This is a genomic window from Streptomyces sp. NPDC002851, assembly GCF_053591935.1.
Genome location: NZ_JBSFUT010000002.1, coordinates 130,795 through 156,982 on the forward strand (window position 1 = coordinate 130,795; position 26,188 = coordinate 156,982).

Here is a 26,188-nt window from a genome sequence, read left to right on the forward strand (position 1 = left end):
ACGCGGCAGTGGTCTCCGGCGTTCCTCGCCTATCCGAACCGCTCCCGCAGCTTGTACTTGAGGATCTTTCGGAGGGTTTCGTTCCGAGGCATCTCGGCGACGATCTCCAACTGCTCCGGGAGCTTGTGTGTCGACAGACCCTCGGTACGCAGATACGACGTCAGGGCGGTCAGGGTCAACGGCTCGGCGCCGGGGCGGAGTTCCAGGACCGCGCAGACGCGTTCGCCGCGCGCCGGGTCCGGGAGGCCGATGACGGCGGCCGTGTCGACCGCGGGGTGCTGATGGAGGAGATCTTCTATCTCCTTGGCCGAGATGTTCTCGCCCTTACGGATGATGACGTCCTTCACCCGGCCCGTCAGGACAAGATGCCCCGAAGCTGTCAAGTGACCCAAATCACCCGTAATCAGAAAGCCATCCGTGTCGAACGCTTCCGCCGCCCCCGCGGACGGGGACGCGGACGGATCCGCGTTCAGATAGCCCTGGCAGACCGCCTCGCCGCGCAACCGGACCTCACCGTCCGTGTTCGGCGGCAGCGGCTTGCCGTCGGCGTCCGTGATGCGGATCTCCATGCCCTCGGGCGGACGGCCTTCCGTCGCCGCCAGGTTCTCCACCGTGTCGTCGGGGGCACCCATCGTGATCATGGGGACCTCGGTCATGCCGTAACCGTGGGTGAGTTGGCAACCCATCTCCGCCGTCACCGCATGGTAGAGCTCGGGCGGCTTCGGCGCGCCGCCCCCGGCCAGGAGGCGGAGCGTCGGAATCAGCTTCTCGCCCGGCGTCTTGCGCTGTTCCGCGAGGAACATGGAGTAGAACGCCGTCGAGCCGCCCGCCGTCGTCACCCCGTGACGCCGGTACCCGTCCAGCGCGTCCGGCAGCGCGAACTTCTCGAAGAGGACCGCGGGAAACCCGTACAACAGCAGCATGACCAGGTAGTCGGGCCCGCCGATATGCGCGAACGGAAAGGCGATCGAGCCGACGTCCGACTCCGTCAGACGCAGCGCGTGCGCCAGGCAGGAGCCGCCCGCGATCAGCGAACGGTCCGTGTGCAGCACACCCTTGGGGTCCGAGGTCGTGCCCGAGGTCCAGTAGATCCAGCGCACCGCGGTCCCGTCCTCGGGCGCGGACGGCAGGACCGACGGATCGCCGTCCGGCAGGCCCTCGTACGCCTCGAAGACCCCGCGCGCACCGAGCCGCCGCGCCATCTCCGTATGGTCGAAACCGCGCCACGCACCCGGCGACGCGAAGAACTCCGCCCGCGACGCGCGCAGCGCGAAGCCCACCTCCTTGTCCCGGTAGAACGGGATGACGGGCGACTGCACCGCGCCCAGGCGGGCAAGCGCCATGGACAGCAGAACGGTCTCGATACGCGTCGGCAACTGCCAGGCGACCACCGTCCCAGGGCGTACGCCCCTCTCGTGCAGGCCCGCCGCCACGCGCTCGGCGCGGTCGCGCAGGGCGGCGAAGGTCAGCGTCCGATCGTCGCGCGCGTCCGGCTCCGCCTGGATCAACACCGTGCGATCCGGCGTCAGTTCGGCCCTGCGCCGCAGGAGCTCCCAGAGCGTGGGGGAGCCGCCGAGTGTGTGTGCGGTATCGCTCATACCCTGCCTCCGCTTCTGATGTCTCCGACGTTCTCCGACGTTCTCCGACGTTCTCCAAGAGTCTCCGGCGGTCTCCGGCAGTCTCCTGACGATGCGTCAGATGTGCCGCAGAGCGTAAGCCCGGGCGCCTTGTCGGTCCAGGGTGTGGGGGTTAGCCTCGTGCCGCTCAGCGGATCTGACGCTCTATCAGAAGGGGGGCTCGGCCGATGGACCTCAGCTACACGGACGAGGAAGAGGAGTTCCGGGCCCGTCTGCGGGAGTGGCTGGCGCGGGTGCTGCCCACGCTGCCGCCCCGCCCCGACCCCGCCGACTGGCCCGGGCGCCGGGCGTACGACCTGGGCTGGCAGCGCAGGCTGTACGAGGCCGGGTACGCGGGCCTGCACTGGCCCGCCGACGCGGGCGGACAGGGCGCGACCCCGACGCAGCACCTGATCTTCCTGGAGGAGACCGAGCGGGCCGGAGCCCCGTACGTCGGCGCGAACTTCGTCGGACTGCTGCACGCCGGGCCCACCATCGCGGCCGAGGGCACCGAGGAGCAGCGGCGCCGCTGGCTGCCGCCGATCCTGCGCGGCGAGGAGGTGTGGTGCCAGGGCTTCAGCGAACCCGACGCCGGTTCCGACCTGGCCGCGCTGCGCACCCGGGCGGTACGCGACTCGGACGCGTACGTCGTCAGCGGCGCCAAGGTGTGGACCTCGCACGCCGAGGTGGCCGACTGGTGCGAACTCCTCGTCCGCACCGATCCGGAGGCCGCCAAGGACCGCAAACACCGGGGCATCACCTGGCTCGCCCTGCCCATGGACGCGCCCGGCGTCACCGTACGGCCGCTGCGCACCCTCGCAGGCTCGACCGAGTTCGCCGAGCTCCACCTCGACGAGGTGCGGGTGCCGGTCGGCAACCGGGTCGGGGACGAGAACGACGGCTGGCGCGTCACCATGGTCACCCTCTCCTTCGAACGCGGCACCGCCTTCGTCGGCGAGGTCGTCGCCTGCCGCCGCACCCTCGGCCGCCTCGCCGCCGAGGCCCGCAAGAACGGCCGCTGGGACGACCCGGCCCTACGCCGCCGACTCGGCCGCCTGAACGCCGAGTTCACGGCCCTGTGGCGGCTCACGCAGTGGAATGTGAGCGAGGCGCAGGCGGCGGCGGGTGGGGTTCCGGGCGTCGGCGGCTCGGTCTTCAAACTGCGCTATTCGCATGCGCGGCAGGAGTTGTACGACGCGGCGGCCGAGGTCCTGGGCGCGGGCTCCCTCGACCTCGACCAGGAGTGGGCACTGGACCGGCTCTCCTCGCTCTCGTACACCATCGCCGCGGGCACCTCGCAGATCCAGCAGAACATCGTGGCCGAGCGCATCCTCGGCCTGCCGAAGGGGAGGTGAGGCGGGCCGCCATGGACTTTCAACTGAACGATGACCAGCGAGCGTTGCGGGCGGGCGTACGGGAGCTCCTTGAGGGCCGGTTCGGGCGGGAGGCGCTGCGGGCGCTCGCGGACGCGCGGGAGCCGGTGCTCGACCGGGAGCTGTGGCGGGAACTCGGCGAGGCCGGGTTCTTCGCGCTGCGTCTTCCGGAGGCGCAGGGCGGGGTCGGACTCGGGCTTCCCGAGGCGGTGTTGGCCTTCGAGGAGGCCGGGCGGGTGCTCCTGCCCGGGCCGCTGGTCGCCACGCATCTCGCGGCCGGGGCGGTCGAGGGGGCGGCGACCGGGGAGACGGTGGTGACTGACGTCTACGGCACGCTCGTGCCGTGGTTGGACGCGGCGGATGTCGTACGGGCGGACGCGTCGGGGGCTGTGCCGGTCCGCTCGGTGGACCCGCTGACTCCGCTGCATCGGGTGCAATCTCAGCCCGTCCGGCGTTTGAGGACGAGCCCCTCCCCCAAGCTCTCAGCTTCGTTCGAGCAGGGAGGTACCCCCCTGGGGCGAAAGGGGGGTCTGGGGGCGCAGCCCCCAGGTGCGGCAACCGAGCCGACGGTACGGGTCGGGGGAGCGGGACCCGAACCCGTGGCGCGGCTCCTCTTCGCCGCCGAGCAGCTCGGCAGCGCCGCCCGCACCTGCGAGATGGCCGTCCGATACGCCCGCGAACGCGAGCAGTTCGGCCGACCGATCGGCGCCTTCCAGGCCGTCAAGCACCTCTGCGCGCAGCTGCTGGTACGCGCCGAGCTCGCCCGCAGCGCGGTGTACGCCGCCGCCGTGACCGGCGACCCCGTGGAGATCGCGGGCGCCGGGCTGCTCGCGGACGAGGCCGCGGTCCGCAACGCCCGGGACTGTCTGCAGGTGCACGGCGGCATCGGCTTCACGTGGGAGGCGGACGTCCATCTGCACCTCAAACGGGCCTGGGTACGCGCCGAGCTGGCGGGCTCGGCGGCCGCGGCGGAGGAGGAGCTGGCGGCGGCGTTGTGAGGGGGACAGCCGCGTCGGCCGCTGTTGACCGTTGCCTTCGGCTACTGCAGAGAGTGACCAAGAACGGTCGATATCGGGTTGTGTCCTAGGCGTGAGACGTCACGGCACGGAGTCGGGCCCGCACTCCGGTACCCTCCGTGGGATGCGAGTGGTTCTTGAACCGAGCCATACCGGGGTTGCCTTCCAGGCGGCTCCGGGACGGCCGATGCCCGCCACTCGCCGGGCACGGCGGGGCTCCGCGCCCTCGTGTTCGACTCCCCTCGGTGCGCGTCGCACAGTATGCCGCACGCGTACTCCTTCGCGCTGGAATATGCCCGAAGCGCTTGTTGGGGTGACTGTACGTCAACCATGCTGTCTCGTAAGGAGATCACGTTCCGTGACTCCGAACAGACACGAGGCGATGTGTCCGCCGGTTCGGATGGTGTGAGCGGTGCAGGTGCTTCAAGTTCAGACGGAAGTGCGGCCGGATCCCGCTGAGGTGGGGCGAGCCCGGAGGTGGGCCAGGTCGCGGCTTGCCGGGTCCGGAATAGAGGTTGACGAGCCGCTGGCCGAGACGCTCGTCCTGCTGATCTCGGAACTCGTCACGAACGCTGTGGTGCACACCGGTTGTCCCGCCGTGTTGCGCATCCACCTTCCCCCGGTGCCCAAGTCCTGCCCGGGCACGGTACGGGTCGAGGTCGCGGACAGCAGCGCGCGGGCGCCCCGGCCCCGGCGCGCGGAGGGCGACGCGACGGACGGCCGTGGGCTCGCCCTGGTCGACGGTCTCGCCGACCGGTGGGGCTGGCAGGCGGAGGGCGCGGGCAAGCGCATCTGGTGCGAGGTCGACCGCTGCGAGCCCGGTCCCGCGGACCGCGGCGCGACGGTCGACGCGGTGTGCGCGGTATGAGTGTTGAGCGGTGGCGCACGCGTGTCACCCCGAGCGCGGCACTGTGCGCCACCACCGCTCCGGCGTCCAACTGCTGCTCCAGGCCCTGACGGAGCAGGTCGCCGAAACCGATGCGCACTCGCCGAGGCCAGCCCCGTCACCGTTGCCCTCGACGTCCCCTCACGGCGCATCGCACCCCACCAGCGTGATCAGGCGACCACTTCACGTCAACACCCGCTCCGGTGGTTTAGAAATCCGGTCGGGGGTTCACAGGATCCGGTCGCGGACTCACAGGATGGCGACAGGAGCGACCGGAGTGCCGGTTGCGCCCACGAACGGCTCGGGCATCGCGGAGAGCAGGAAGGCGTACCGCGACTCCTGTGCACAGGCTGTGGACAACTCTTCGAGCTGCCAGTTCTGGCCCTGCAGCATCCCCATCTCGACCAGGTCGAGCGCGTGCACCGGGAGCCACAGATTCTCGATCTCCGGCGGGAAGATCTCGAAGGTCAGGGTGTCATTGGCGACCGCGGCGACATCGCGCGCGTGGAACCACTCCGGCGTCCGCAGCGAAAGCCCCGGAGACGGATAGCCGTAACCGTGCTTGTCCCCGGCGAGATAGACCTGGATCTGGCCGGTGCGGATGAGCACGATGTCGCCCGCGCGGACCTTCGTACCCGCCAACTCCTCGGCCTCGTCGAGGTCTTCGGGCGTGACGGCGTGGTCGCCGGGCAGCCGCTCGACGCCCTTGGCCCGGGCCACGTCGAGCAGCACGCCGCGCGAGACGATGTGCCGCGCCTTGTCGATGCCGCTGAACTCGGCGCCGCCGTGCGCGGTGACGGAGTTCGCCGGGCGGCCGTTGTAGAGCAGCCCGGAGTGCGAGACATGGGTCAGGGCGTCCCAGTGGGTGGCCGCCTGGAGGCCCATCGTCACCGCGTCGTCGCTGCACGCGACGGTGCCGGGGCCGAAGAGCTCCTGGTTGATCTGGACCATGGAGTGGAACGGGTTGATCCGCCCCGGGATCATCCCGGTCTGCACCCCGTCCTCCTTGAGCGGCAGGGCGAGGGGTACGCGCTGCCCGGTTCCGACCTCGGCGACGGCCTGGCGTACGACCTCGTCATTGATCAGATTCAGGGTGCCGACCTCGTCGTCCGCGCCCCAACGGCCCCAGTTGTTCACGCGCTTGGCGATGTCGTGGAACTCGGGTGGCATGGCTGGGGGCGCGGACTGGGGTGCGGACGGGGGCGATGACATCCGGGCCTCCTGGGGTCTTGTCTTCCGGTATCTGACTACCCGTAAAATCTAACGGTCCGTCAGAAAATGCGGGAAGGGGCCGGGCGTGGGGAACTTCTTGGCAGGCAAGGTCGTCGCCGTCACCGGCGCCGGCCGGGGCATCGGCCGGGCGGTCGCGGTCGCGGCGGCCGCCGAGGGCGCGAAGGTCGTGGTCAACGACTACGGCGTCTCCATCGAGGGCGGCGAACCCACCAGTGAGGTCGCCGAGTCGGTGGTCAAGGAGATCGTGGCCGCGGGCGGCGAGGCGGTCGCCGTCGCGGACGACATCGCGACCATGGCCGGTGGGCAGCGGGTCGTGGACACCGCGCTCGCGGAGTACGGCCGGATCGACGGGGTCGTCTGCGTGGCCGGGATCCTGCGCGAGCGGATGCTCTTCAACATGTCCGAGGAGGAGTGGGACCCCGTCGTCGCCACCCACCTGAAGGGCACCTTCACCGTCTTCCGGGCCGCCTCGGCGGTGATGCGCAAGCAGGGTACGGGGACGCTGATCGGCTTCACGTCCGGCAACCACCAGGGGTCCGTGGCCCAGGCCAACTACGCCTCGGCCAAGGGCGGGATCATCTCCCTCGTACGCAGCGCGGCGCTCGGCCTCAACAAGTACGGCGTGACGGCGAACGCCGTGGCTCCCGTCGCGCGGACCCGGATGTCCGCGAACGTTCCCATGGAGCTGAAGGAGATCGGGGAGCCGGAGGACGTCGCGGCGCTCGTGGTCTACCTGCTCAGCGACCGGGCCAAGGCCGAGGAGATCACCGGGCAGGTGTACACGATCGCCGGACCCAAGATCGCGGTGTGGGCGCAGCCGCGGGAGCTGCGGGCCGGGTACGCGGAGGGCTCGTGGACGCCGGAGAAGATCGCGGACTTCCTGCCGGGGACGGTGGGGGTGGATCCGATGCCGATGCTCGGCCGGTTGAGGGCCATGGCGGAGGCGGCGGCGAAGAAGGATCGGCCGAACGCGTAGGGGGAGCCACCCACACCAACCGGAGGGAATGCGCGTGGACTTCAGGTTCGGTCCGCAGGACGAGGCGTTCCGGCGCGAGGCCCGGGCGTGGCTCACCGAGCACCTCACCGGTGACTTCGCCGCCGCCCGGGGCACCGGCGGACCCGGCAGCGAGCACCAGGGCACCGAGGCCCGCCGCGCCTGGGAGCGGGAGCTCGGGCGCGGGGGGTGGATCGGGCTCGGGTGGGACGAGGCGGCGTACGGGAATCGGCGCGGCAGCCTGACCCAACAGGTCGTCTGGGCCGAGGAGTACGCCCGGGCCAAGGCACCCGCACGCTACGGCCACATCGGCGAGAACCTGCTCGCGCCCACCCTCATCGCGTACGGCAGCCAGGAACAGAAGGACCGCTTCCTGCCCACCATCGCCCGCGGCGAGGAACTCTGGTGCCAGGGGTACAGCGAGCCCGAGGCCGGATCGGACCTCGCCGGGATCCGCACGACGGCCCTCCGGCAGTCGGACACGTACCGCATCACCGGACAGAAGATCTGGACCTCCCTCGCGCACGACGCCGACTGGTGCTTCGTACTCGCCCGCACCGATCCCAACTCCAGCCGCCACCAAGGACTTTCCTTCCTCCTCGTGCCGATGGACCAGCCGGGCCGTATCGACGTACGGCCGATCCGGCAGCTCACCGGGACCAGCGAGTTCAACGAGGTCTTCTTCGACGGGGCGGTGGCGCGCGCCGAGCACGTCGTCGGGGGCGAGGGGAACGGCTGGTCCGTCGCCATGGGGCTGCTCGGTCTGGAGCGCGGGGTTTCCACGCTGGTGCAGCAGATCGGGTTCGCGGAGGAGCTGGCGGGCGTGGTGCGCGAGGCCGTCGCGAACGGGGCCGTGACCGATCCCGTGCTGCGTGCGCAGCTCGTGCGGCAGTGGGCCGAGCTGCGGACCATGCGGTGGAACGCCCTGCGTACGCTGGGGAGTTCGGGTTCTGATTCTGATTCTGATTCTGATTCTGGCCTGGGTGCGCCCAGTGTGGCCAAGCTGCTGTGGGGCGGCTGGCATCGGCGGCTCGGGGAGCTGGCGGTGCGGGTGCGCGGGGCGCTCGCCACGGTCGGCCCCGAGGAGTGGAGCGAGCGGCGGCCGTACGAACTCGACCCGCACCAGCGGCTGTTCCTGTTCACGCGGGCCGACACGATCTACGGCGGCTCGGACGAAATCCAGCGGGGCATCATCGCCGAGCGCGTGCTCGGCCTGCCCAAGGAGCCCGGAGGAGAGCGCCGATGAAGGGCGTCGTGTTCGACGGCAAGCAGGTCCAGGTGGTCGACGACCTGGAGATACGGGCCCCGGGGCCGGGCGAGGTCCTCGTGGCCGTCGCCGCGGCCGGGCTCTGCCACAGCGACCTGTCCGTGGTGGACGGAACCATTCCGTTCCCGGTGCCCGTGGTGCTCGGGCACGAGGGCGCGGGCGTGGTGGAGGCGGTCGGGCCGGGCGTCACACATGTCGTGCCCGGCGACCACGTGGCCCTGTCCACGCTCGCCAACTGCGGCGCCTGCGCCGAGTGCGACCGGGGCCGGCCCACCATGTGCCGCAAGGCGATCGGGATGCCGGGGCGGCCGTTCTCGCGGGGCGGCGAGCCGGTGTTCCAGTTCGCCTCGAACTCCGCCTTCGCCGAACGTACCGTCGTCAAGGCCGTCCAGGCCGTGAAGATCCCCGCCGATATCCCGCTGACCTCCGCCGCGCTGATCGGCTGTGGCGTCCTGACCGGGGTCGGCGCCGTCCTCAACCGCGCCAGGGTCGACCGCGGTGACAGCGTCGTCGTCATCGGCGCGGGCGGCATCGGGCTGAACGTCCTCCAGGGCGCGCGCATCGCCGGAGCCACCCGCATCGTGGCCGTCGACGCCAACCCGGCCAAGGAGGCGGCGGCACGGCAGTTCGGGGCCACTCACTTCGTGGACGCGTCGGGCCCGGCGGCCGATGCCTCTGCCGCGGTGCGCGAGGTCCTGTCGGACGGGGCCGACCACGTCTTCGAGTGCGTCGGCAACGTACGCCTGATCCGGCAGGCCGTCGACCTCCTGGACCGGCACGGGCAGGCCATCCTGCTCGGCATGACGCCGCCCAAGGCCGAGGCGTCCTTCCTGCCCGCCGCGATGTTCCTGGACAAATCCATCCTGGGCTGCCGGTACGGCAGTTCACGCCCCCAGCGCGACATCCCTCTCTACGCCGAGCTGTACCGCGAGGGCCGCCTCCTGCTCGATGAGCTGGTGACCCGGACGTACCCGCTCACCGACTTCGACAAGGCCGCCGAGGACGCGGAGACGGGCCGGGTGGCGCGGGGTGTACTGACGCTCTGAGCGCAGCCTCAGCGACCGGCTGCGGAGCATCCTCAGTGCCACCTCGCCAATATCCGGTTGCGGAGGGTCATGCTCTGCCCGTTACCGTCCCCGCATGTCGCTGCGTGCCTACCGCGAAGTCCTCACCCGGCCCGTCCTGACCTGGGCCACCGTCGCCGTGGGCGCGCGCATGCCGGTCGCGATGGCGCCGCTCGCGCTGGTTTTCCTCGTACGCGAGCAGCCCGGCGGTTACACGTTCGGCGCGCTCCTCGCCGCCGCGTACGTCATCGGCGAGATCGTCGGCGCGCCGGTCCTCGGCATGCGGCTACGGGCCGAACGGGCCCGGCCCCAGCTGGCGGTCGGGCTCGGGGTGGGCGCGGCCGCGTTCGCCGGGCTCGGGGCGTGGCCCGGCGCCCACCCCGCCGTACTCGGCGTGCTCGCCTTCCTCGCCGGTGCGGCACCCGCGGCGGCGCCCGGCGGGCTGCGGGCCCTGCTCACCTCGCTCGTACCGGCACGGTCCGCGCCCCAGGCGTTCAGCGCCGAGTCGATGCTGATCTTCGCCATCTGGGCGGTCAGCCCCGCCCTGGCCACCTGGCTCGCCCTCGGCGCTGCCGCCCCTCTGCCGCTGCTCCTCGCCGCCCTCTTGATGGCCGCCTCTGTCGCTGGGCTGTGGGCGTTGCCGTCCGGCTGGACGGCCGACGAGGTCGAGAAGGAGGGGGGCCAGGCTGGTTCAACTGGTACGAGCGGTTCAACCGGTACGAGCGGCTCGATGCTGTCGGTCCTGGCCCGCGCCTGGCCCGTGTACGTCACCGGGGCGGCGTCCATGACCCTGCTTGCCCTCGCCGAACTGATCCTGCCCGCGCTTCTGGAACAGCGGGGGATCACCTTGGGGCTCGCCGGGCCGCTGCTCGCGGCGCTCTCGGTCGGATCCGGTATCGGGTCCTTCCTCTACGGGCTCCGCGGCTCCTGGCCGGGGCGGCTCTCGACGCAGAGCTTCGTGCTGCTCGTGGTGGTGTCCGTCTGTGTGGTCGGTATTGCCCTGGCCCCCTCGGTCTGGTGGATCTGCGTCGGCCTGGTGATCGCCGGAGTACTGGAATCCGGCGTGATGCTGGCCCGCAGCCTGCTGCTCCGCGAGACCCTGCCCTCCGGTGCGCTGGCCGCCGGCTATTCGGTGATGTACGCCGCCGTGGGCGCCGGTTACGCCGCGGCGGGCAGCCTCTCCGGCGCGCTGCTCAGCGTCGTCGAACCCTCCACCGCCATGCTCGCCGGAGTGGTCCTCACCCTGGCCCTGGCCGTCGTAGGCGCCGCGGGCGAGCGCCGCACCGCACACAACCGGAACCAGAACCGGAACCGGAAGGAACCACTCAGCGTCGCGACGCCCCAGACGCAGACGCAGACGCAGACGCAGACGCAGACGCAGACGCAGACGCAGACGCAGACGCCCGAAACGTGCGGCGATAAGCGGTAGGGGTGACGCCGAGCGCGGCCTGCAAGTGCTGCCGCATCGACTGGGCCGTGCCGAAGCCCGCGTCGTGGGCCACCTGGTCCATGGACAGTTCGCTCGACTCCAGCAGATGCCGGGCCCGCTCGACCCGCTGCTGCGTGAGCCATTGGCCCGGACTGACGCCCACCTCCTCCCGGAAGCGTCGGGTAAAGGTGCGTACCGACATGGCCTCCTGCTCGGCCATGTCCCGCAGCTGGATGGGCTCGTGCAGATGTGCCAGGGCCCAGGTGCGGGCCGCGGTGGTGGTCGCCAACTGCGGCTCGGGGACCGGGCGTTGGGTGTACTGGGCCTGGCCGCCGTCGCGGTGCGGGGGTACGACGGTGCGGCGGGCGACCTCGTTGGCGACCGCGCTGCCGTGGTCGCGGCGTACGAGATGCAGGCACAGGTCGATGCCCGCGGCCACCCCGGCGGAGGTGAGCACATCGCCGTCGTCGATGAACAGCACGTCCGCATCGACCTTGATCCGCGGAAACATCCGCTGGAAGTGCTCGGCCTGCGCCCAATGCGTGGTCGCCGGGCGGCCGTCGAGCCAGCCCGCGGCGGCCAGGACGTACCCGCCGGTGCAGATGGCGACGAGCCGGGTGCCGGGCCGGACGTACGCGAGGGCGTCCGCGAGTTCAGGGGTGAGGCGCCCCTCGTCGAACACCGGCCCCAGCTCGTACGAGGCCGGTACGACGACGGTGTCCGCGGTGGCCAGAACCTCCGGCCCGTGCTCGACCAGAACCGCGAAGTCGGAGTCCGTCTCCACGGGCCCCGGTGGCCGCGCCGAGCAGGTCACCACCTCGTAGAGCCGCTCCTTCTCGGCGTTCCGCGCGCGGGCGAAGATGCGGTGCGGAATGCCCAGTTCGAAGGGCAGGCAGCCGTCGAGGGCGAGCACGACGACCCGGTGCCGTTCTGCCTTGTGAGACTCGCTCTGGCCCATGGCCCGATCCTAGCGAATGCTGTCCTTCGGGCCACTCGTTTGTCATGATCCCCGCAAGCAGGCTGTACGGCGTGACTGACGTGACTGAGACAACCCCAACCGAAGCCCTCGACCGACCGGAAGCCGACCGCCCCGCCAGTCGCGGACCTGCCGGGCGCCGCCCGCCCCGTACGCATCGCATCCACCGCGCTTGGTACGTCGCCGCCGTCGCCTTCGTGACGATCATCGGCGCCGCGGCCTTCCGCTCTCTGCCGGGCCTGCTCATCGACCCGCTGCACCAGGAATTCGGCTGGTCGCGCGGCACGATCGGGTTCGCCGTCTCGGTCAATCTCGCGCTCTACGGGCTCACCGCACCGTTCGCCGCCGCGCTGATGGACCGGTTCGGGATCCGGCGCGTGGTGGCCGTGGCCCTCACCGTGATCGCCGTCGGCTCGGGCCTCACGGTCTGGATGACGGCGGCCTGGCAGCTCATCCTGTACTGGGGATTCCTGGTCGGCCTGGGCTCCGGTTCGATGGCCCTCGCCTTCGCCGCCACGGTCACCAACCGCTGGTTCGTGGAGCGGCGGGGCCTGGTCACGGGCATCCTCACGGCCGCGAGCGCCTCGGGTCAGCTGATCTTCCTCCCCCTCCTCTCCTGGATGGTCGAGAAGAACGACTGGCGCCCGGCCGCGATCACGGTCGCGCTCACGGCGCTCGCCGTCGTCCCGTTCGTCTGGCTGCTCCTGCGCGACCACCCGGCCGACGTGGGCCTCGCGCCGTACGGGGCAAAGGAGTTCAAGCCCAAGCCGCCGCCGGTGACCGGGGCCGCGCGCCGTGCGGTGACGGTCCTCTTCAAGGCGGCGCGTACGGGACCCTTCTGGCTGCTCGCCGGCACCTTCGCGATCTGCGGTGCGTCGACCAACGGCCTGATCCAGACCCACTTCGTGCCCGCGGCGCACGATCACGGCATGCCGGTGACGGCCGCGGCCTCGCTGCTCGCGGTGATCGGCGTCTTCGACGTTCTGGGCACGATCTTCTCGGGCTGGCTGACGGACCGCTTCGACGCCCGCAGACTGCTCGGCGCCTACTACGCGCTCCGCGGCATCTCGCTGCTCTTCCTGCCGATGCTGCTCGCCCCGGACGTCCGCCCGCCGATGCTCTTCTTCATCGTCTTCTACGGCCTCGACTGGGTCGCCACCGTTCCGCCCACCATTGCCCTGTGCCGTGAGCACTACGGCGACGACTCGGCCATCGTCTTCGGCTGGGTCCTGGCCTCCCACCAGGTGGGCGCGGCGTTGGTGGCGTTCCTCGGCGGCGTGGCGCGGGACGTGTTCGGCTCGTACGACGTGGTCTGGTACGCGTCGGGGGCGCTGTGTGCTGCGGCGGCGCTGATGGCTTTGGTTATTCGGAGGGTGCGGGAGCCGGGGGTGCCGTTTGCCGCGTAGCGGCGGGGGCGGTGGCGTAGTGGCGGGAGCCGGGGTGCTGGAGTCGTGGTGGGAGCGGGGGTGCTGGCCTTGTGGTGGGACCGGTTGTGGGCCACCGTGCCCGCCGTTTTCCCACCCACCCGCCCCCACCCAAACTCCATCAGTCCGAACGTCCGACGCCCGTCTTCGCGGCGCAGCTCGTCGGGCACGGGAGTGGTGAGGTGGTCCCACCAACCGGTAGCGGGGCTTAGTGGATAGCCGTAGGCGATCCCGACCGGCTCACCGTCGCTGGTGCAGGCCAGGGCGCCTCGGTCGCGAGCCGTCGCAGTGTCCACGCTGCAACAGTCTGTCCAAAGGCGCCGAGCGGCAGGCCGAACATTGCTTCCAGCACTGCTTGTTGGCTTGGGTCCGATAAGTAGGCCCCACCCCCGTACTCTGACAGTGACGAGCGCACAGAGAGGGGCAAGGCCGTGTCATCTGATGCAACCCCGGACCCGTTCAGCGAGCCGGTCGCCTTCGGCCAGCGCATGCAGATTCTGCGAACCCGTCGTGGCATGAGCCGTGGAGTACTTGCGGGACTCCTGGGGAAGTCGCCGAGTTGGGTCAAGCAGGTCGAGGGCGGGCGCCTCCACATGCCCAAGCTCCCCATGGTGTTGCGCATCGCCGAAGCTCTCAGAGTCCGGGATCTCTCGGACCTCACCGGTGACCAGTCCATGGCAGTCCACATGTTCACGGGCCCCGGTCACGCACGGCTTCCTCAGGTACGGGACGCCGTCAACGCGTTCCCGTTGACCGCGAGGCGCGAGGCGCCGACTCCAGCGCACCTTCGGGAACGACTCGTCCGTGCGTGGCGTGCACGGCACTCCGCCCCCAATCACCGGGACGTCATCGGGGCCCTGCTGCCGGACCTCATCCGGGATGCCCAACTTGCCGTTCTGCAGGCCGATTCGGCGAGTGAGCGACGCGTGGCACAAGGACTTCTGGCCGAGGCGTACAGCCTGAGTCAGTTCTTCATCGCCTACCAGCCGGATTCGTCGTTGCTGTGGCGCGTGGTCGAGCGCGGCATGATCTCCGCACAGGAGTCGGAAGACCCGCACGCCATCGGTGTCTCAGCATGGTTGGCCGGGCAAGCTCATCGCGACAGCGGGCCCGCGCACTTCGATGCTGCCGACGCGGTGAATCTGGAGACGCTCCGCTATCTCGAACCATTCCTGCCGGACGCGAGCGACGACGTTCTGGCCATCGCGGGCTCCCTCCAGTTCGAGGCCGGATACACCGCGGCGCCGCGCGGGGACACCGGGACGGCCTGGCGTTACTGGGACACGGCGCGGACCATGGCTGAGCGGCTTCCGGCCGACTACTACCACCCTGTGACGTCGTTCTCCCGGGCCGTGATGGGCGCGCACGCGGTGACCCTGGCGGTCGAGCTGCACGCGGGTGCGGAAAGCGTCCGGCAAGCGGCCTCGGCGGATACGGCGACGATTCCATCCCGGCCCCGGCGCGCACGGCACCGTATCGAGGAAGCGCGCGGCTACCAGCTCGACGGTCAGGCCGAGGCTGCCCTGGCCGCCCTCGACAAGGCGTACGAGGCGGCGCCGGAAACCATCCGCTACAACGGCTACGCCCGGCGCATCGTCTTGGAGGAGACCGAGGCGAAGAGCCCGGCTCAACGCCGCCGGGCCAGTGAACTCGCCGTAAAAATCGGCGTATTGGCTGCCTGAGAGTAGGGGCACAAAGTGTGCCCCTACTCCCTTCTCAGGGGTCCTACGGTCAGTCGGTCATCGCGTGACCGACTGAGACCCCCGCGACCGTGGCGACGGTCCGGGGGCGTGGCCAACCTGAGAAAGCAGGTCGACATGGCGCACTGTATCGCCCGCATCTTCGAGCCGCTGTTGCGGTTTTTCCTCCCCGGACCGGGGCGCCGCCGGAACGCCGGGAAGACCGGCCTCGCGCCGACCATCGGAACCCCGGCGCTTCCCGCACCGCTCACGCACCGTCGTCCCGTACTGCTGACGCACGGCGAGGAACCGCCCCTGCTCCGCCCGTACGTCCTCACCCCCGCGGAGCTACGCGAACGCCGCCGCACCCAGCGGCGCAGGCGGCGCGCGCTGTGGCTCGCCGTGCACGGCGTCGACCTGGGGCCACGGCGGATTCACGGCGTGGAGGTGACCGCGTGATGGGCTACGACCGGAACGCCGTATCGACGCCTCCTTCGGGCCTGCGGCTGCTGCCGTGGGAGAGCGAGACCGGACATCCGTGCTTCCTGTCCACGGACGATCCCGACAGCACCATGTCCCGGTTAGCGGACGAGGCCGAGGCGGACCAACTCTGCGACGGCGCAGACGTGCTCACGGGTGCCCGGGCCGTCCTTGACGACCGCAAGGCCGGGGAGTACGCACTCCGGCTCGCGCTGCGTTCGGCGACACAGGCTCTCGGCGACGTGCTGCGCATCGCCGACAGCCGGGGCGCGCGGCTGACCGCATCGGCTGAAGACTTAGTCGAGACGGCCGACCCGGCATGACACTGGGCGGGGCGCTGGGACAGAGAGCCCAGCGCCCCGCGGACGGGCCGGGCGGGCTATGGCAAAGGCTCAAGCCGCCCGAACGCCCCCAGGTGGAAGAGCAGCGGCTCCCCCTCCTCCGCGGCGCCCAGCGCGTCCACGCGGCCGACCACGATCAGGTGGTCACCGCCCGTGTGCACGGCGTGGATCGTGCAGTCGATCCAGGCGGGGACGCCCGCGAGCCGCGGGGAGCCGGACACCGGCGCGGCGTCGTACTCGACCCCGGCGAACTTGTCGGCCCCGGCCCCGCTCACCGCGAAGCCCCGGCACAGCTCGCCCTGTTCCGCGCCGAGCACGTTGACGCAGAAGACACCGGCGCGCGCGATCCGCGGCCAGCTCGTCGACGTACGCCCGACCATGAATGCGACCAGCGGCGGGTTGAGGGAGAGCGAGGAGAAGGACTGGCAGGCGAACCCGGCCGGACCCTCCTCGTCCCGCGCCGTGATCACGGTGACGCCGGTCGCGAAGTGGCCGAGCACGCGGCGGAATTCGCCCGGATCGAGCGGCGGCCGCTCGTCGTCGCCGACCGCACGCAGATCGGGGCGCGGCAGCGGCGTGACCGGCTCGGCGGCCGTGGGGGCGCCGACGGACCTGAGGTATCGGACGGCGGTGGCCGCCATCCCTGCGTGTCCCATCACGTCATTCATTGAATCTGATGCGTCGTCAGATAGGAAGTGTCGTACGGGAACTCGTACGGGAACTCGTACGGGTCGTACGGGTCGTACGGGAATCAGCGCCCCTCGTACTTCGGTGAACGGCGCTCCACGAAGCTCGCCACGCCCTCGTTCGCGTCCCGTGTCGTCATGTTGATCTCCTGCGCCGCGGCCTCGGCGGCGAAGGCGGTCGCGCGGTCGGACTCCAGGGAGGCGTTGACCAGCTGCTTGGTCAGGGCGAGGGCGCGGGTCGGGCCCTGGGCGAGGCGCTCGGCCCAGTCGCGCGCCGTCTTCTCCAACTCCCCGGCCGGGACGACCCGGTTGACCAGGCCGAGCCGCCGCGCCTCGGCGGCCGGTACGGAGTCCCCGAAGAACATCAGCTCCTTGGCGCGCTGCGGCCCGATCAGGCGGGTCAGCAGATAGGCGCCGCCGCCGTCCGGGACAAGACCGCGCCGTACGAACACCTCGATGAACTTGGCCTCTTCGGCGGCGATGACGAGGTCGCACGCGAGGGCGAGGTGGGCGCCGATGCCGGCCGCGGTGCCGTTCACGGCGGCGATCACCGGCTTCTCGCAGTCCAGGATCGCGGCGATGAACCGCTGGGCACCGCGGCGGAGGGTGCGGGTCACGTCGCCGGGCACGCGCTCGGCGGCCTGCGGGGCGCCGCGCAGATCGGCCCCGGCGCAGAAGCCCTTGCCGGTGGCGGTGATGACGACGGCGCGGACATCGGGGTCGGCGGAGGCGTCGGCGAGCAGCGCGATGATGCGTTCCCGCTGGTCCCACGTGACGGCGTTCATGGCTTCGGGGCGGTTGAGGGTGATCCACGAGACGCCGTTGTCAGTGGTGTGGAGTACCAATGACTCAAGGGGATTTGAGGAGTCGAGAGCTTTGGATGAGTCGAGAGCTTTGGACGAGTCGAGAGGTTTGGGGGTGGCAGGCATGATCGGTTGGCTCCGTTTCGCGTTCACAGTTAAGCCCGTTAAGCCCGTTAAGCCCGTCCGGCGTTTGAGGGGCGGGGGCGTGGCGTCACCGGCACACGGCCATCGCGTCCAGCGCCACCGCCCCCTGCCCCCGTGGCAGCACCATCAGCGGATTGATGTCGAGCTCGGCCAGGTCGCCACCCAGCTCGAGCGCCATCCGCTGCACCCGCAGAACGACCTCGACCAGCGCGTCCACATCCACCGGAGGCCCTCCGCGTACGCCGTCGAGCAGGGCGCGGCCGCGCAGTTCGTCGAGCATCGCCCGAGCCTGGTCCTCACCGAAGGGCGGTACGCGAACGACAGCGTCCCGAAGCACCTCGACGAGTACGCCGCCGAGCCCGACCGTCACCGTGGGTCCGAAGAGCCGGTCGTGGGTGACGCCGACGACCATCTCGACGCCGCGTTCGACCATCTGGCAGACCAGGACGCCGTCCAGCTTGATGCCCTCGTAGCGCGCGATGTCGGTGAGTTCCCGATAGGCCTCGCGCACCTGGCTCGCCGAGGTCAACCCGACCTTGACGAGGCCGAGTTCGGTCTTGTGGGCGATCTGCGCGCCGGACGCCTTCATCACGACGGGGTAGCCGACCAGGCTCGCCGCTCGGACGGCCGCCGCGGCGCTGGTCACCAGCTGCTCGCGCGGTACGCGAATGCCGTACGCGCGAAGGAGCTGCTTCGCCGCGTGTTCGCTCAGCTGCTGCCCGGGGCGCATCAGCATCTGGGCCTTGCGGAAGGAGGGGGACGGTGTGCGGGGCGCCTCTTCGAAGGGGGAGCGGTAGCCCGCGGTGAAGCGGTGGTGGTCGAGATAGGCCCGGACCGCGGTGATGCAGTTGGCGAAGGTGCGGAAGGTCGCGACCCGGGAGGAACCGAGGAGGGTCTTGCGGTACGCGTCCTCGGTGCCGACCGGCGAGCCCCACACCACGCACACCAGCTTGTCCGTCTGCTCCGCCGCGTCCACCAGGTCCTGCGCCAGCTTGTCGCTCATCGGCGGGAAAGGCCCGGTGATCGGGCAGATAAGGATTCCCACGGACGGGTCGTCGAGGATGGCGTCGATGATCTTCCGGCCGCGCCAGTCACCGACCGGGTGGCCACCGTTGTCGACGGGGTTGGCCACGTTCAGGTACGCGGGTATCCACTCGTGCAACTCGGACTGCTTGGTCTCGGAGAGCGTGGGCAGGTGCAGACCCGCCTCGGTGGCCAGGTCCGAGAAGTGCGCGCCCGTGCCGCCCGAGATCGAATACACGACGACGCCCTCGGCCTGCGGCTGCTTGGCGCGCGCCAACAGGGCGGCGGTGTCCTGGAGTTCGTCGAGTCCGTCCACGCGGATCACGCCGAACTGCCGCATCGCGGCGTCCACGACGCCGTCCGCGCCGGTCAGCTTGCCGGTGTGTGACGCGGCCATACGGGAGCCGGCCTCGGTACGGCCGACCTTGACCGCGACGACCGGGACGCCCTGCTTCGCGGCGTGGTCGGCGGCGAGCAGAAAGGACCGCCCGTCCTTCAGCCCTTCGACATAGCAGGCGATGGCGCCGACCTCGGGCTGCTCGGCGAAGTAGGAGAGGAAGTCGGCGGTCTCCAGATCGGCCTCGTTGCCCGTGGGCGCCCAGTGGGAGAGCCGGATGCCGAGCTCCTGAAGGGTGAAGACGGGGCGGCCCTGGTGGCCGGACTGGGTGATCAGCGCGATCGCCGGGCCGTCCAGGTCGTCGCGGAACTCCTCGAAGGCGTTCAGGTTGGTGTTCGGTCCGAGGAGGCGGAGGCCGGAGCGTTCCACGGCGGCGGTGAGCCGGTCCTGGGCGGCGGCGCCCTCCGTGCCGGTCTCGGCGAAACCGGAGGCGAAGGCGACGGCGAACTTCACCTTGGCCTCGGCCAGTTCCTCGATGACGGGAAGGGGGTCGCCGACGAGCAGTACGGCGAGGTCGACCTGCTCAGGCAGGTCCGCGACGGAAGGAGAACAGGCCAGTCCGAAGACCGACTCGCGGGTGGGGTGCACCGGGTGCAGCCGGGCCCCGACGCGCTCGGCCCAGGCGATCAGCTGCCGGGTGATCCCGGTATTGGGGCGCCCCTCGGCGTCCGATGCGCCGACGACGGCGACCGACTCGGGGCGGAAGAACCGCGCCAGGTCGGGTACGTCCGGGTGCAGGGGACGGCCGCTGACGTCCAGGTCGGCGGGGGTGACGGTATCGGGCCCGGCCGCGCTGCTGTGCACGGACGGCGCCGGACGCTCGCCGCAGGCCACTACGCGGGCCGGGCGGGAGTCGGTGGTGAGGGTGCCGTGGGTCGATCCAAGCATCGCTGACGCCCGCCTCCTGAGGTGCCGGTGGTCACGGTCGAGGTAACTGACGCACTGTCAGATTACTGACTGACGTACCGTCAGGAATAGGCCTGCGCATGGAAACGCTGTGCGGCGGGCGGGGGTTGGGGGTGTTGCCCGTTGCCTGGTGCCCGGTGCCTGCGGGGTGGGGCGTCTTGGGTTTCCCCGCCCGAGAGGCAGGGTGGGGTGTCTCGCGTTCTCTCACCCGAGGGATGGGGGGTCCTGGGTCTCCCTACCCGAGGGGTGGGGTGGGGGAACGCACGGGGTGCGGGTACGGCTGAATGTGGCTGGTTGTCGTCTCAGGTGGGGGCGGTTGGGGGAGTGGTTGTGGTGGGTGGTTCATGTCAGCTTCTTGGCGATGCGGGTGGCGTCGCGGGCGAGTTCGCGGAGCATGCCGCTGATGGGGTTGGTGAAACCCTGGAAGAAGAGGCCGGGGGCGTTCGCCGGGGTGCGGGCGCCGCGGGTCGTCGGGAGGCCGCGGTCGTCCAGGACGCCTAGGTGGCCGACCAGGTCTTCCAGGGAGCGTCGGTAACCGGTGGCCGCGATGACGGTGTCCGGGGTGAGCCGGGTGCCGTCCGTCAGGGTCACCTTGTCGCCGTCGAACGAGGCGACGGCGGCGACCGGCTCCACGCGGCGTCGCTGCACCGCGTCGATCAGGCCCACGTCCTGGACCGGGATGGCGCCTTGCCGGACCCGCGAGTAGAGGCCGGTCGTGGGCCGCGGCAGGCCGTACTCCGCGAGGTCCGGGATGCTCAGGCGGGCCATGCGGTGGGCAAGCCGGTCCACCACCGGCACCGGCAGGCGGCGGCAGAGGATGCCGGTGCGCTGTGCGGGCCAGCCCGCGGTGGAGCGGCGCACGATGTGCGGCGCGGTGCGGATGGCGAGGCGGACCCGCGACGCGCCACCGGAGGCCAGGTCCACGGCGATCTCGGCGCCGGTGTTGCCGCTGCCGACCACGAGGACGTCGCGGCCGGTGAAGGGGTCGGGGTTGCGGTAGTCGGCGGCGTGCAGGAGTTCGCCGGAGAAGGAGGAGCGGCCCGGCCAGTCGGGCAGGAAGGGGGTGTGGTTGTAGCCGGTGGCGACGACGACCGCGGAGGCGGTCAGGAGACGGCCACCGGTGGCGTGCAGGAGCCAGCGGGTGGCGTCCGTGGCACGCTCGACCCGGGTGACCTCCACGCCCGTGACGATCTCCAGATCGTGGTGCTCGGCGTACCGCTCCAGATACCGGATGACGTTGTCGCGCGACACCCAGCGGCCGAAGGAGCGGGGTATGGCGAGCCCGGGCAGGGCGGAGAGCCGCCGCGTGGTGTGCAGATGGAGGCGGTCGTAGTGCCGCCGCCAGGAGGACCCGACGGACTCGGACTTCTCGAGTACGACGGCCCGTACGCCCCGGGCGCGCAGCGCCGCCGCCGCTGCGAGCCCGCCGGGGCCGCCGCCGATGACGTAGACGGGGTGGTCGTCCTGGGGGTGCGGGGTGTCGGCCATGTGCGGGAGCGTAATGACCTGTGCCCTTGATCGTGCGGGGGTCGTGCGCATTGCAAGGGTCTTGCGTTCCTAGGAGGCTTCCGTTGAACTGACGTACCGTCAGGAAGCGGGGAGGGGATGGGGGCAATGCAGACGATCTCGGGTTCGGGCTCGGGTTCGGGCTCGGGCTCGGCCGTACGGTTCGACCTACCGGAGGTCGATGCGTTCACACGGCCCTACTGGGATGCCGCTGCCGAGGGGCGGTTGCTGGTGCGGCGTTGTGGCGCGTGCGTGCGTGCGCATCACTACCCGCGGGAGTTCTGCCCGTACTGCTGGAGCGAGGACGTGGCCTGGGAGGAAGCCAGCGGGCGGGCTGTGCTCTACACCTGGTCCGTGGTGCACCGGAACGACCTGCCGCCGTTCGGGAGCCGTACGCCCTATGTCGCCGCCGTCGTCGATCTGGCCGAGGGGCCGCGGATGATGACCGAGGCCGTGGGGTGTGCGGAGGGGGAGTTGCGGATCGGGATGGCGTTGCGGGTGACGTTCCGGGAGGAGGAGACCGCGGACGGAGGGAGGGTGGCCGTGCCGGTCTTCGAGCCGCGAGGTTGAATGCCGGGGTGACCGAATGCGTACCCCTCGCACCCACAGAACTGCGGGTCGACGAACTGCTCCTGCGGCCCTGGCGTGACGGCGTCGCCGAGGAGGCCGATGCCGTGCTGTGCGCCTACACCGACCCGGAGTTCCGGCGCTGGAACACCCCGAACGTGCCCGTGGACACCCCGGACGACGCGCGCCGGGTGCTGCGCGGGTACGCCGAGGGGTGGGGGCGCGGCGAGCGGGCCGCGTTCTGCGTCACCGACGCGGCCTCCGGCGCGGTCCTCGGGCATGTCGCGCTGAACTCCGTGGATGTGGTGCAGCGTTCCGCGATCGCTTCCTACTGGGTGCTGCCCGGGGCGCGCGGGCGCGGGGTGGCGGGCCGGGCGCTCGGGGTGCTCAGCAGGTGGGGGTTCGGTACGGCCGGGTTGCACCGGATCTCGCTGGACCACGCCGTGGGGCACGAGGCGTCCTGTCGGGTCGCCGAGCGGTGCGGATATGCGTACGAGGGGACCATGCGCGGGGCCGTGTTCCGGGCCGGGGACCGGACGGCTTTCCGGGACGCCCATCTGCACGCTCGGCTCGCCGGGGACAGGGGAGTACCGGGTAGGTAACCGGGGTGTGTGAGGACCAGGTCGGTGTGTAAGGACCAGGTCAGGGACGCGTTATTGGGGAGCGCTGGAGGGGCTGGGAGGGGGAGCATAGGGAGATGACCTCCTCGCATGATGCGCAGCTTCCCCGACCCGGTACCGGAACCGAACCCGGACCGGGGTGGCATCTCACCGGTGACCCCGAGGTGTTTCTCGCCCGGGCGGGGGACTTTCTGCGGGCCGAGCCCGTGCCGCACACCGCGGTGCTCACCGTCACGGACACGCTGCGGGAGCGCGGGCTCGAGGTGTACGGGGAGGGTGCGCCGCTCTTCGGGGACTGCACGGACGAGGCGGGTGGCGTCGTCGGCGCCTTCGTGATGACGCCGGGGCGCCCGCCGTTGCTCGGCCCGATGCCCGAGGCGGCCGCCGTCGCGCTCGCCGGGCATCTCGCGGACCAGAAGCTGCCCGGGGTGGCCGGGGAGCGTGCCGTCGCCGATGCCTTCGCCGCGGCGTGGGCCGAGCGGACCGGGGACACCGCCGAGGTCGACGTGTACCAGCGGCTCTACCGCCTGGAGGTGCTCACCCCGCCACGGCCCGCACCGCCCGGCCGGGCCCGGGTCGCCGGGCGCGCCGACCGGGGCCTGGTCATGCGCTGGCGCGACGACTTCTGCCGCGAACTGGGCGGCCACGGCGCCGCGATGGACCCCGGCGAGTGGGCCGACGGTCGGCTGGCGTACGGCGGGATCACCCTGTGGGAGACGGAGTCGGCGGACGGCGGCGGGCCGGGGGAGTACACGCCGGTCGCCATGGCGGGCTGCACCCGGCTCGTCGCGGGCCAGGTCCGGATCGCCCCGGTCTACACGCCGCGCGAGCTGCGCGGGCGCGGCTATGCGGCCGCCGTGACCGCCGAGGTCAGCCGGGCCGCGCGGGCCATGGGAGCGGACGAGGTGCTGCTCTTCACGGACCTGGCCAACCCGACGTCCAACGGGCTGTATCAGCGCATCGGCTACCGGCCCGTCCGGGACTTCGCGGAGTACGCCTTCTCGCCCGGCCACGGCGACCAAGGTGGCAGCGGTGACCACGGCGACCACGGTGGCAGTGGGCAGGTCGGTGGCAGCGGTGCCGTCGGCTTTACGGCCACAGAAGCTCCTTGAGCCACGCGCCGTCCTCCGTGTTCGCCTCTGCCCTGCGGTCCTCCGCCTCTGCCCTGCCGTCCTTCGCCTCCGCCCTGCGGTACCTGAGCCGCTTATGGCACCGCCGGGCGTCGCCCTGGAAGAACTCCACCTCGGTCGCGGCCAGTGAGTACAGGGTCCAACTGGGCACCGGAGTCTCCGGCTCCGCCTGGGCCTGTTCCCAGGCCGCGGCCGAGGCGTGGGTCAACTCGGCGTACGAGTCGAGGAGTTCGCTCTGGTGCCCGACGAGCGCCGCCGCCAGGGCGCCGGTCGAGCGGGCGTGCAGATCGGCCTGTGCGGCGGCGGCCGGTTCGGTGCTGACCGGGCCCCGGATGCGGATCTGGCGGCCGAGCGCGGACCAGTAGAAGTGCAGCGCCGCGTGCGGCCGAGCCGCGAGCTGGCGGCCCTTGCTGCTGGTGGCGTGCGAGGCGAACTGCCAGTGCTGCCGGTCGGCGCCGTGCAGCATCACCGTGCGTACGTCGGGGAGCCCCGCCTCGTCGACCGTGGCGAGCTGCATGGTGTGCGGCTCGGGCTGCCCGGCGGCGACGGCCTCCGCGAACCAGGCGTGGAACAGCGGCGTCGGGGTGTCCGGCGCCGCGTCCAGGTCGAAGGCGGGCAGCTCGATGTCCCACACGCGCTGGGCCTTGAGCAGCTCGAGGAAGCCGGGGGAGCCAAGGGAGCCAGGGGTGCCAGGGGAGCCGTCGGTCGAGGTGCCGTCTGTCATGCCCCCATTAGACCCGACGCGCCCGCCCCCGACCCCCTCATCCCCGACCCGCCTCACACCGCCCCGAGATCCGCCGAAACCCAGTGCTCCGGGCGGAGCCGGAAGACCGCCTGCTCGCCGAACTCCTGCCAGGCCCAGTCCACATATCCGTCGACCTTCTCGGCGGGCAGATAGCGGGCGGAGAGCTCCCGCAGCTGCTCGACCGTCGCCGCTGTCGTCTCGACGACGGGCCCCTCCACCGACACGTACCGAATGGTGGGCTCCACCTGGTCCACGAGGAGCGAGAAGCGCCCCGCGGCGGCTATCAGACGCCCCTTGCGGGAGTCACGCTCGGTCATGATCCAGATGTCGCCGCCGGGCTCGTACTGGTACCAGATCGGCACGGTGAGGGGACCTCGGCCCGGCTCGTCCACGGCAAGCGCGGCGACGTGCGGTTCACTGAGGAACTTCTCGCGCTCTTCTCGGGTCAGGGCCATCGGGGTCCTCCTCGTGGTGCGGACGGATGGATCAACGTACGGATCAACGTACGGAGCAACGTACGCAGTAACTCCCGGGCGTCCACGGGATATTCCGGTGGCCACAGGGGCACTCAGACCCACCGCCGCGGCTCAGTCCCTGCCGAGCACCAACGTTCCCGACGAGCAGAACCACCCACCCGTCCCCGAAGCCACCGCCAGCTCCGGCAGGCTGCCGTCCGCCCGGCGGACCTGCGTCGGACCGGCATCGCCGCGCAGCTGCCGTACCGCCTCGACCAGGAGGAACAGGCCGCGCATTCCGGGGTGTTGGGCGGAGAGGCCGCCGCCGTCCGTGTTGACCGGCAGGGCGCCGGTACGGGTGAGCCGCCCCTTCTCGACGAACGCGCCGCCCTCGCCCTTGGCGCAGAAGCCGAGGTCTTCGAGGGTGACGAGGGTCATGTAGGTGAAGGCGTCGTAGATCTCCGCGAGGTCGATGTCCTCCGGGCGCACCCCCGCCCGCCCGAAGGCCAGACGGCCGCTCACCGCCGCCGGGGAGACCGTGAAGTCGTCCCACTCGGACATCGTGGTGTGTGAGATGTGCTCGCCCGCGCCGAGGATCCATACGGGGTCCGAGGCGCAGTCGGGGACGAGATCCTCGGCCACGAGCAGGGCCGCGGCGCCGCCGTCGCTCCGTATGCAGCAGTGCAGCTTGGTGAACGGGTCCGCGATCATCGGGCCGCCGAGCACATCGTCGACCGTGATCGGGTCGCGGAACATCGCCTCCGGATTGGCCGCCGCGTTGGCCCGCGCCTGCACGGCCACCTCCGCCAGCTGCTCCAGCGTGGTGCCGTACTCGTGCATGTGCCGCCGCGCCGCCATCGCGTACTTGGCGATGAGCGAGTGGCCGTACGGGACCTCGAACTGGGCCGGGCCGCGGGCGCCGAAGGAGAGGTTCGAGGTGCGGCGCTTCGCCTTGATGTCGGCGCGCGCCGTGGAGCCGTAGACGAGGAGCACGGCCTGCGCGCGGCCCGCCGCGATCGCCTCGGTCGCGTGCGCGGCCATCACCTCCCAGGTCGAGCCGCCGACCGAGGTGGAATCGACCCAGGTCGGCTTCAGGCCCAGGTACTCGGCGACCTCGACCGGGGCGAGCACGCCGAGCCCGGCCGAGGCGAAGCCGTCGATCACACCCTTGTCCAGGCCCGAGTCGGCGAGGGCGCGGCGGGCGGCCTGGGCGTGCAGGGCGTAAGGGGTGGCGTCGTCGACCTTTCCGCAGTCGGCGAGCGCCACGCCCGCTACGGCGACCTTGCGGGGCGCGGAGCTCGGCTGTGCAGCTGCTGTCGGCATGAATCTGACGGTACATCAGATGCGGGGTGTACGGAGGAGGGTGTCGGACCCTGTGCATCTGCGGGTCACCGCTCTAACATGACGGCCCGTCAGATCGCTCAGTGA

Annotated in this window: 24 protein-coding genes; 14 read left to right on the top strand and 10 right to left on the bottom strand. The window is 71.2% G+C overall.

What is annotated here, in order from left to right:
* Positions 1 to 29: 29 nt before the first annotated feature.
* On the bottom strand, positions 30 to 1,598 hold the full coding sequence (locus ACWD10_RS02450; RefSeq protein ID WP_451086125.1) for a class I adenylate-forming enzyme family protein: 1,569 nt from the start codon (positions 1,596 to 1,598) through the stop codon (positions 30 to 32).
* A gap of 206 nt (positions 1,599 to 1,804) precedes the next feature.
* On the opposite strand from ACWD10_RS02450, the gene ACWD10_RS02455 reads away from it, so the two are divergent.
* From ACWD10_RS02455 to ACWD10_RS02465, 3 genes are all read left to right on the top strand, one after another.
* Positions 1,805 to 2,971, top strand: a complete 1,167-nt coding sequence (locus tag ACWD10_RS02455) for an acyl-CoA dehydrogenase family protein (RefSeq protein ID WP_451086127.1) — start codon at positions 1,805 to 1,807, stop codon at positions 2,969 to 2,971.
* A gap of 11 nt (positions 2,972 to 2,982) precedes the next feature.
* Complete coding sequence (locus tag ACWD10_RS02460) at positions 2,983 to 3,987, top strand: acyl-CoA dehydrogenase family protein (protein WP_451086129.1); 1,005 nt, start codon at positions 2,983 to 2,985, stop codon at positions 3,985 to 3,987.
* A 430-nt stretch (positions 3,988 to 4,417) separates the two neighbouring features.
* Positions 4,418 to 4,873, top strand: a complete 456-nt coding sequence (locus tag ACWD10_RS02465) for an ATP-binding protein (RefSeq protein ID WP_451086131.1) — start codon at positions 4,418 to 4,420, stop codon at positions 4,871 to 4,873.
* 267 nt (positions 4,874 to 5,140) lie between these two features.
* Here the strand turns inward: ACWD10_RS02465 and ACWD10_RS02470 are convergent, their stop codons facing one another.
* On the bottom strand, positions 5,141 to 6,103 hold the full coding sequence (locus tag ACWD10_RS02470) for a cyclase family protein (protein ID WP_451086133.1): 963 nt from the start codon (positions 6,101 to 6,103) through the stop codon (positions 5,141 to 5,143).
* A gap of 85 nt (positions 6,104 to 6,188) precedes the next feature.
* On the opposite strand from ACWD10_RS02470, the gene ACWD10_RS02475 reads away from it, so the two are divergent.
* From ACWD10_RS02475 to ACWD10_RS02490, 4 genes are all read left to right on the top strand, one after another.
* Positions 6,189 to 7,100, top strand: coding sequence for an SDR family oxidoreductase (locus tag ACWD10_RS02475; RefSeq protein WP_451086135.1), 912 nt, complete (start codon positions 6,189 to 6,191; stop codon positions 7,098 to 7,100).
* A 34-nt stretch (positions 7,101 to 7,134) separates the two neighbouring features.
* Positions 7,135 to 8,364 (top strand): acyl-CoA dehydrogenase family protein, encoded by a 1,230-nt coding sequence (locus tag ACWD10_RS02480; protein ID WP_451086137.1) that lies wholly within the window; start codon positions 7,135 to 7,137, stop codon positions 8,362 to 8,364.
* On the top strand, positions 8,361 to 9,431 hold the full coding sequence (locus tag ACWD10_RS02485; protein ID WP_451086139.1) for a Zn-dependent alcohol dehydrogenase: 1,071 nt from the start codon (positions 8,361 to 8,363) through the stop codon (positions 9,429 to 9,431). The genes ACWD10_RS02480 and ACWD10_RS02485 overlap by 4 nt, the downstream gene beginning before the upstream one ends.
* A gap of 94 nt (positions 9,432 to 9,525) precedes the next feature.
* A complete protein-coding gene (locus tag ACWD10_RS02490; RefSeq protein WP_451086141.1) occupies positions 9,526 to 10,878 on the top strand; it encodes an MFS transporter in 1,353 nt (450 codons plus the stop codon).
* On the opposite strand, the gene ACWD10_RS02495 is transcribed toward ACWD10_RS02490, so the two are convergent.
* Complete coding sequence (locus ACWD10_RS02495; protein ID WP_451086143.1) at positions 10,775 to 11,836, bottom strand: GlxA family transcriptional regulator; 1,062 nt, start codon at positions 11,834 to 11,836, stop codon at positions 10,775 to 10,777. The two genes, ACWD10_RS02490 and ACWD10_RS02495, sit on opposite strands and share 104 nt — an antisense overlap.
* Before the next feature lie 80 nt (positions 11,837 to 11,916).
* On the opposite strand from ACWD10_RS02495, the gene ACWD10_RS02500 reads away from it, so the two are divergent.
* From ACWD10_RS02500 to ACWD10_RS02515, 4 genes are all read left to right on the top strand, one after another.
* Positions 11,917 to 13,260, top strand: a complete 1,344-nt coding sequence (locus tag ACWD10_RS02500) for an MFS transporter (protein ID WP_451086525.1) — start codon at positions 11,917 to 11,919, stop codon at positions 13,258 to 13,260.
* A gap of 449 nt (positions 13,261 to 13,709) precedes the next feature.
* Positions 13,710 to 14,960, top strand: a complete 1,251-nt coding sequence (locus ACWD10_RS02505; RefSeq protein ID WP_451086145.1) for a helix-turn-helix domain-containing protein — start codon at positions 13,710 to 13,712, stop codon at positions 14,958 to 14,960.
* 108 nt (positions 14,961 to 15,068) lie between these two features.
* Positions 15,069 to 15,416 carry a hypothetical protein gene (locus tag ACWD10_RS02510; RefSeq protein ID WP_451086147.1) on the top strand — a complete coding sequence of 116 codons (348 nt, stop codon included), beginning with the start codon at positions 15,069 to 15,071 and terminating at the stop codon, positions 15,414 to 15,416.
* Complete coding sequence (locus tag ACWD10_RS02515) at positions 15,416 to 15,760, top strand: hypothetical protein (protein ID WP_451086149.1); 345 nt, start codon at positions 15,416 to 15,418, stop codon at positions 15,758 to 15,760. The genes ACWD10_RS02510 and ACWD10_RS02515 overlap by 1 nt, the downstream gene beginning before the upstream one ends.
* Positions 15,761 to 15,816: 56 nt before the next feature.
* Here ACWD10_RS02515 and ACWD10_RS02520 read toward each other — a convergent pair whose 3' ends face one another.
* The 4 genes from ACWD10_RS02520 to ACWD10_RS02535 form a co-directional block, all read right to left on the bottom strand.
* Complete coding sequence (locus tag ACWD10_RS02520) at positions 15,817 to 16,419, bottom strand: flavin reductase family protein (RefSeq protein ID WP_451086527.1); 603 nt, start codon at positions 16,417 to 16,419, stop codon at positions 15,817 to 15,819.
* A 110-nt stretch (positions 16,420 to 16,529) separates the two neighbouring features.
* Positions 16,530 to 17,393, bottom strand: a complete 864-nt coding sequence (locus ACWD10_RS02525) for an enoyl-CoA hydratase/isomerase family protein (RefSeq protein ID WP_451086151.1) — start codon at positions 17,391 to 17,393, stop codon at positions 16,530 to 16,532.
* An 85-nt stretch (positions 17,394 to 17,478) separates the two neighbouring features.
* Positions 17,479 to 19,719 (bottom strand): acetate--CoA ligase family protein, encoded by a 2,241-nt coding sequence (locus ACWD10_RS02530; RefSeq protein WP_451086153.1) that lies wholly within the window; start codon positions 19,717 to 19,719, stop codon positions 17,479 to 17,481.
* 360 nt (positions 19,720 to 20,079) lie between these two features.
* The gene (locus ACWD10_RS02535) at positions 20,080 to 21,225 is read right to left on the bottom strand and encodes a flavin-containing monooxygenase (RefSeq protein ID WP_451086155.1); all 1,146 of its coding nucleotides are present in this window, start codon (positions 21,223 to 21,225) and stop codon (positions 20,080 to 20,082) included.
* Between the two features lie 126 nt (positions 21,226 to 21,351).
* Between ACWD10_RS02535 and ACWD10_RS02540 the strand changes: the two genes are divergently transcribed.
* From ACWD10_RS02540 to ACWD10_RS02550, 3 genes are all read left to right on the top strand, one after another.
* Positions 21,352 to 21,813: a Zn-ribbon domain-containing OB-fold protein gene (locus ACWD10_RS02540; RefSeq protein WP_451086157.1), complete on the top strand. Its 462-nt coding sequence runs from the start codon at positions 21,352 to 21,354 to the stop codon at positions 21,811 to 21,813.
* Between the two features lie 8 nt (positions 21,814 to 21,821).
* Positions 21,822 to 22,412 (top strand): GNAT family N-acetyltransferase, encoded by a 591-nt coding sequence (locus tag ACWD10_RS02545; protein ID WP_451086159.1) that lies wholly within the window; start codon positions 21,822 to 21,824, stop codon positions 22,410 to 22,412.
* A gap of 95 nt (positions 22,413 to 22,507) precedes the next feature.
* Positions 22,508 to 23,542 (top strand): GNAT family N-acetyltransferase, encoded by a 1,035-nt coding sequence (locus ACWD10_RS02550; RefSeq protein ID WP_451086162.1) that lies wholly within the window; start codon positions 22,508 to 22,510, stop codon positions 23,540 to 23,542.
* On the opposite strand, the gene ACWD10_RS02555 is transcribed toward ACWD10_RS02550, so the two are convergent.
* The 3 genes from ACWD10_RS02555 to ACWD10_RS02565 form a co-directional block, all read right to left on the bottom strand.
* Positions 23,520 to 24,284 (bottom strand): pyridoxine/pyridoxamine 5'-phosphate oxidase, encoded by a 765-nt coding sequence (locus tag ACWD10_RS02555; protein WP_451086164.1) that lies wholly within the window; start codon positions 24,282 to 24,284, stop codon positions 23,520 to 23,522. The genes ACWD10_RS02550 and ACWD10_RS02555 overlap by 23 nt on opposite strands.
* Positions 24,285 to 24,337: 53 nt before the next feature.
* Complete coding sequence (locus ACWD10_RS02560; protein ID WP_451086166.1) at positions 24,338 to 24,760, bottom strand: pyridoxamine 5'-phosphate oxidase family protein; 423 nt, start codon at positions 24,758 to 24,760, stop codon at positions 24,338 to 24,340.
* 132 nt (positions 24,761 to 24,892) lie between these two features.
* Positions 24,893 to 26,083, bottom strand: coding sequence for a thiolase C-terminal domain-containing protein (locus tag ACWD10_RS02565; protein ID WP_451086168.1), 1,191 nt, complete (start codon positions 26,081 to 26,083; stop codon positions 24,893 to 24,895).
* Between the last annotated feature and the right edge of the window lie 105 nt (positions 26,084 to 26,188).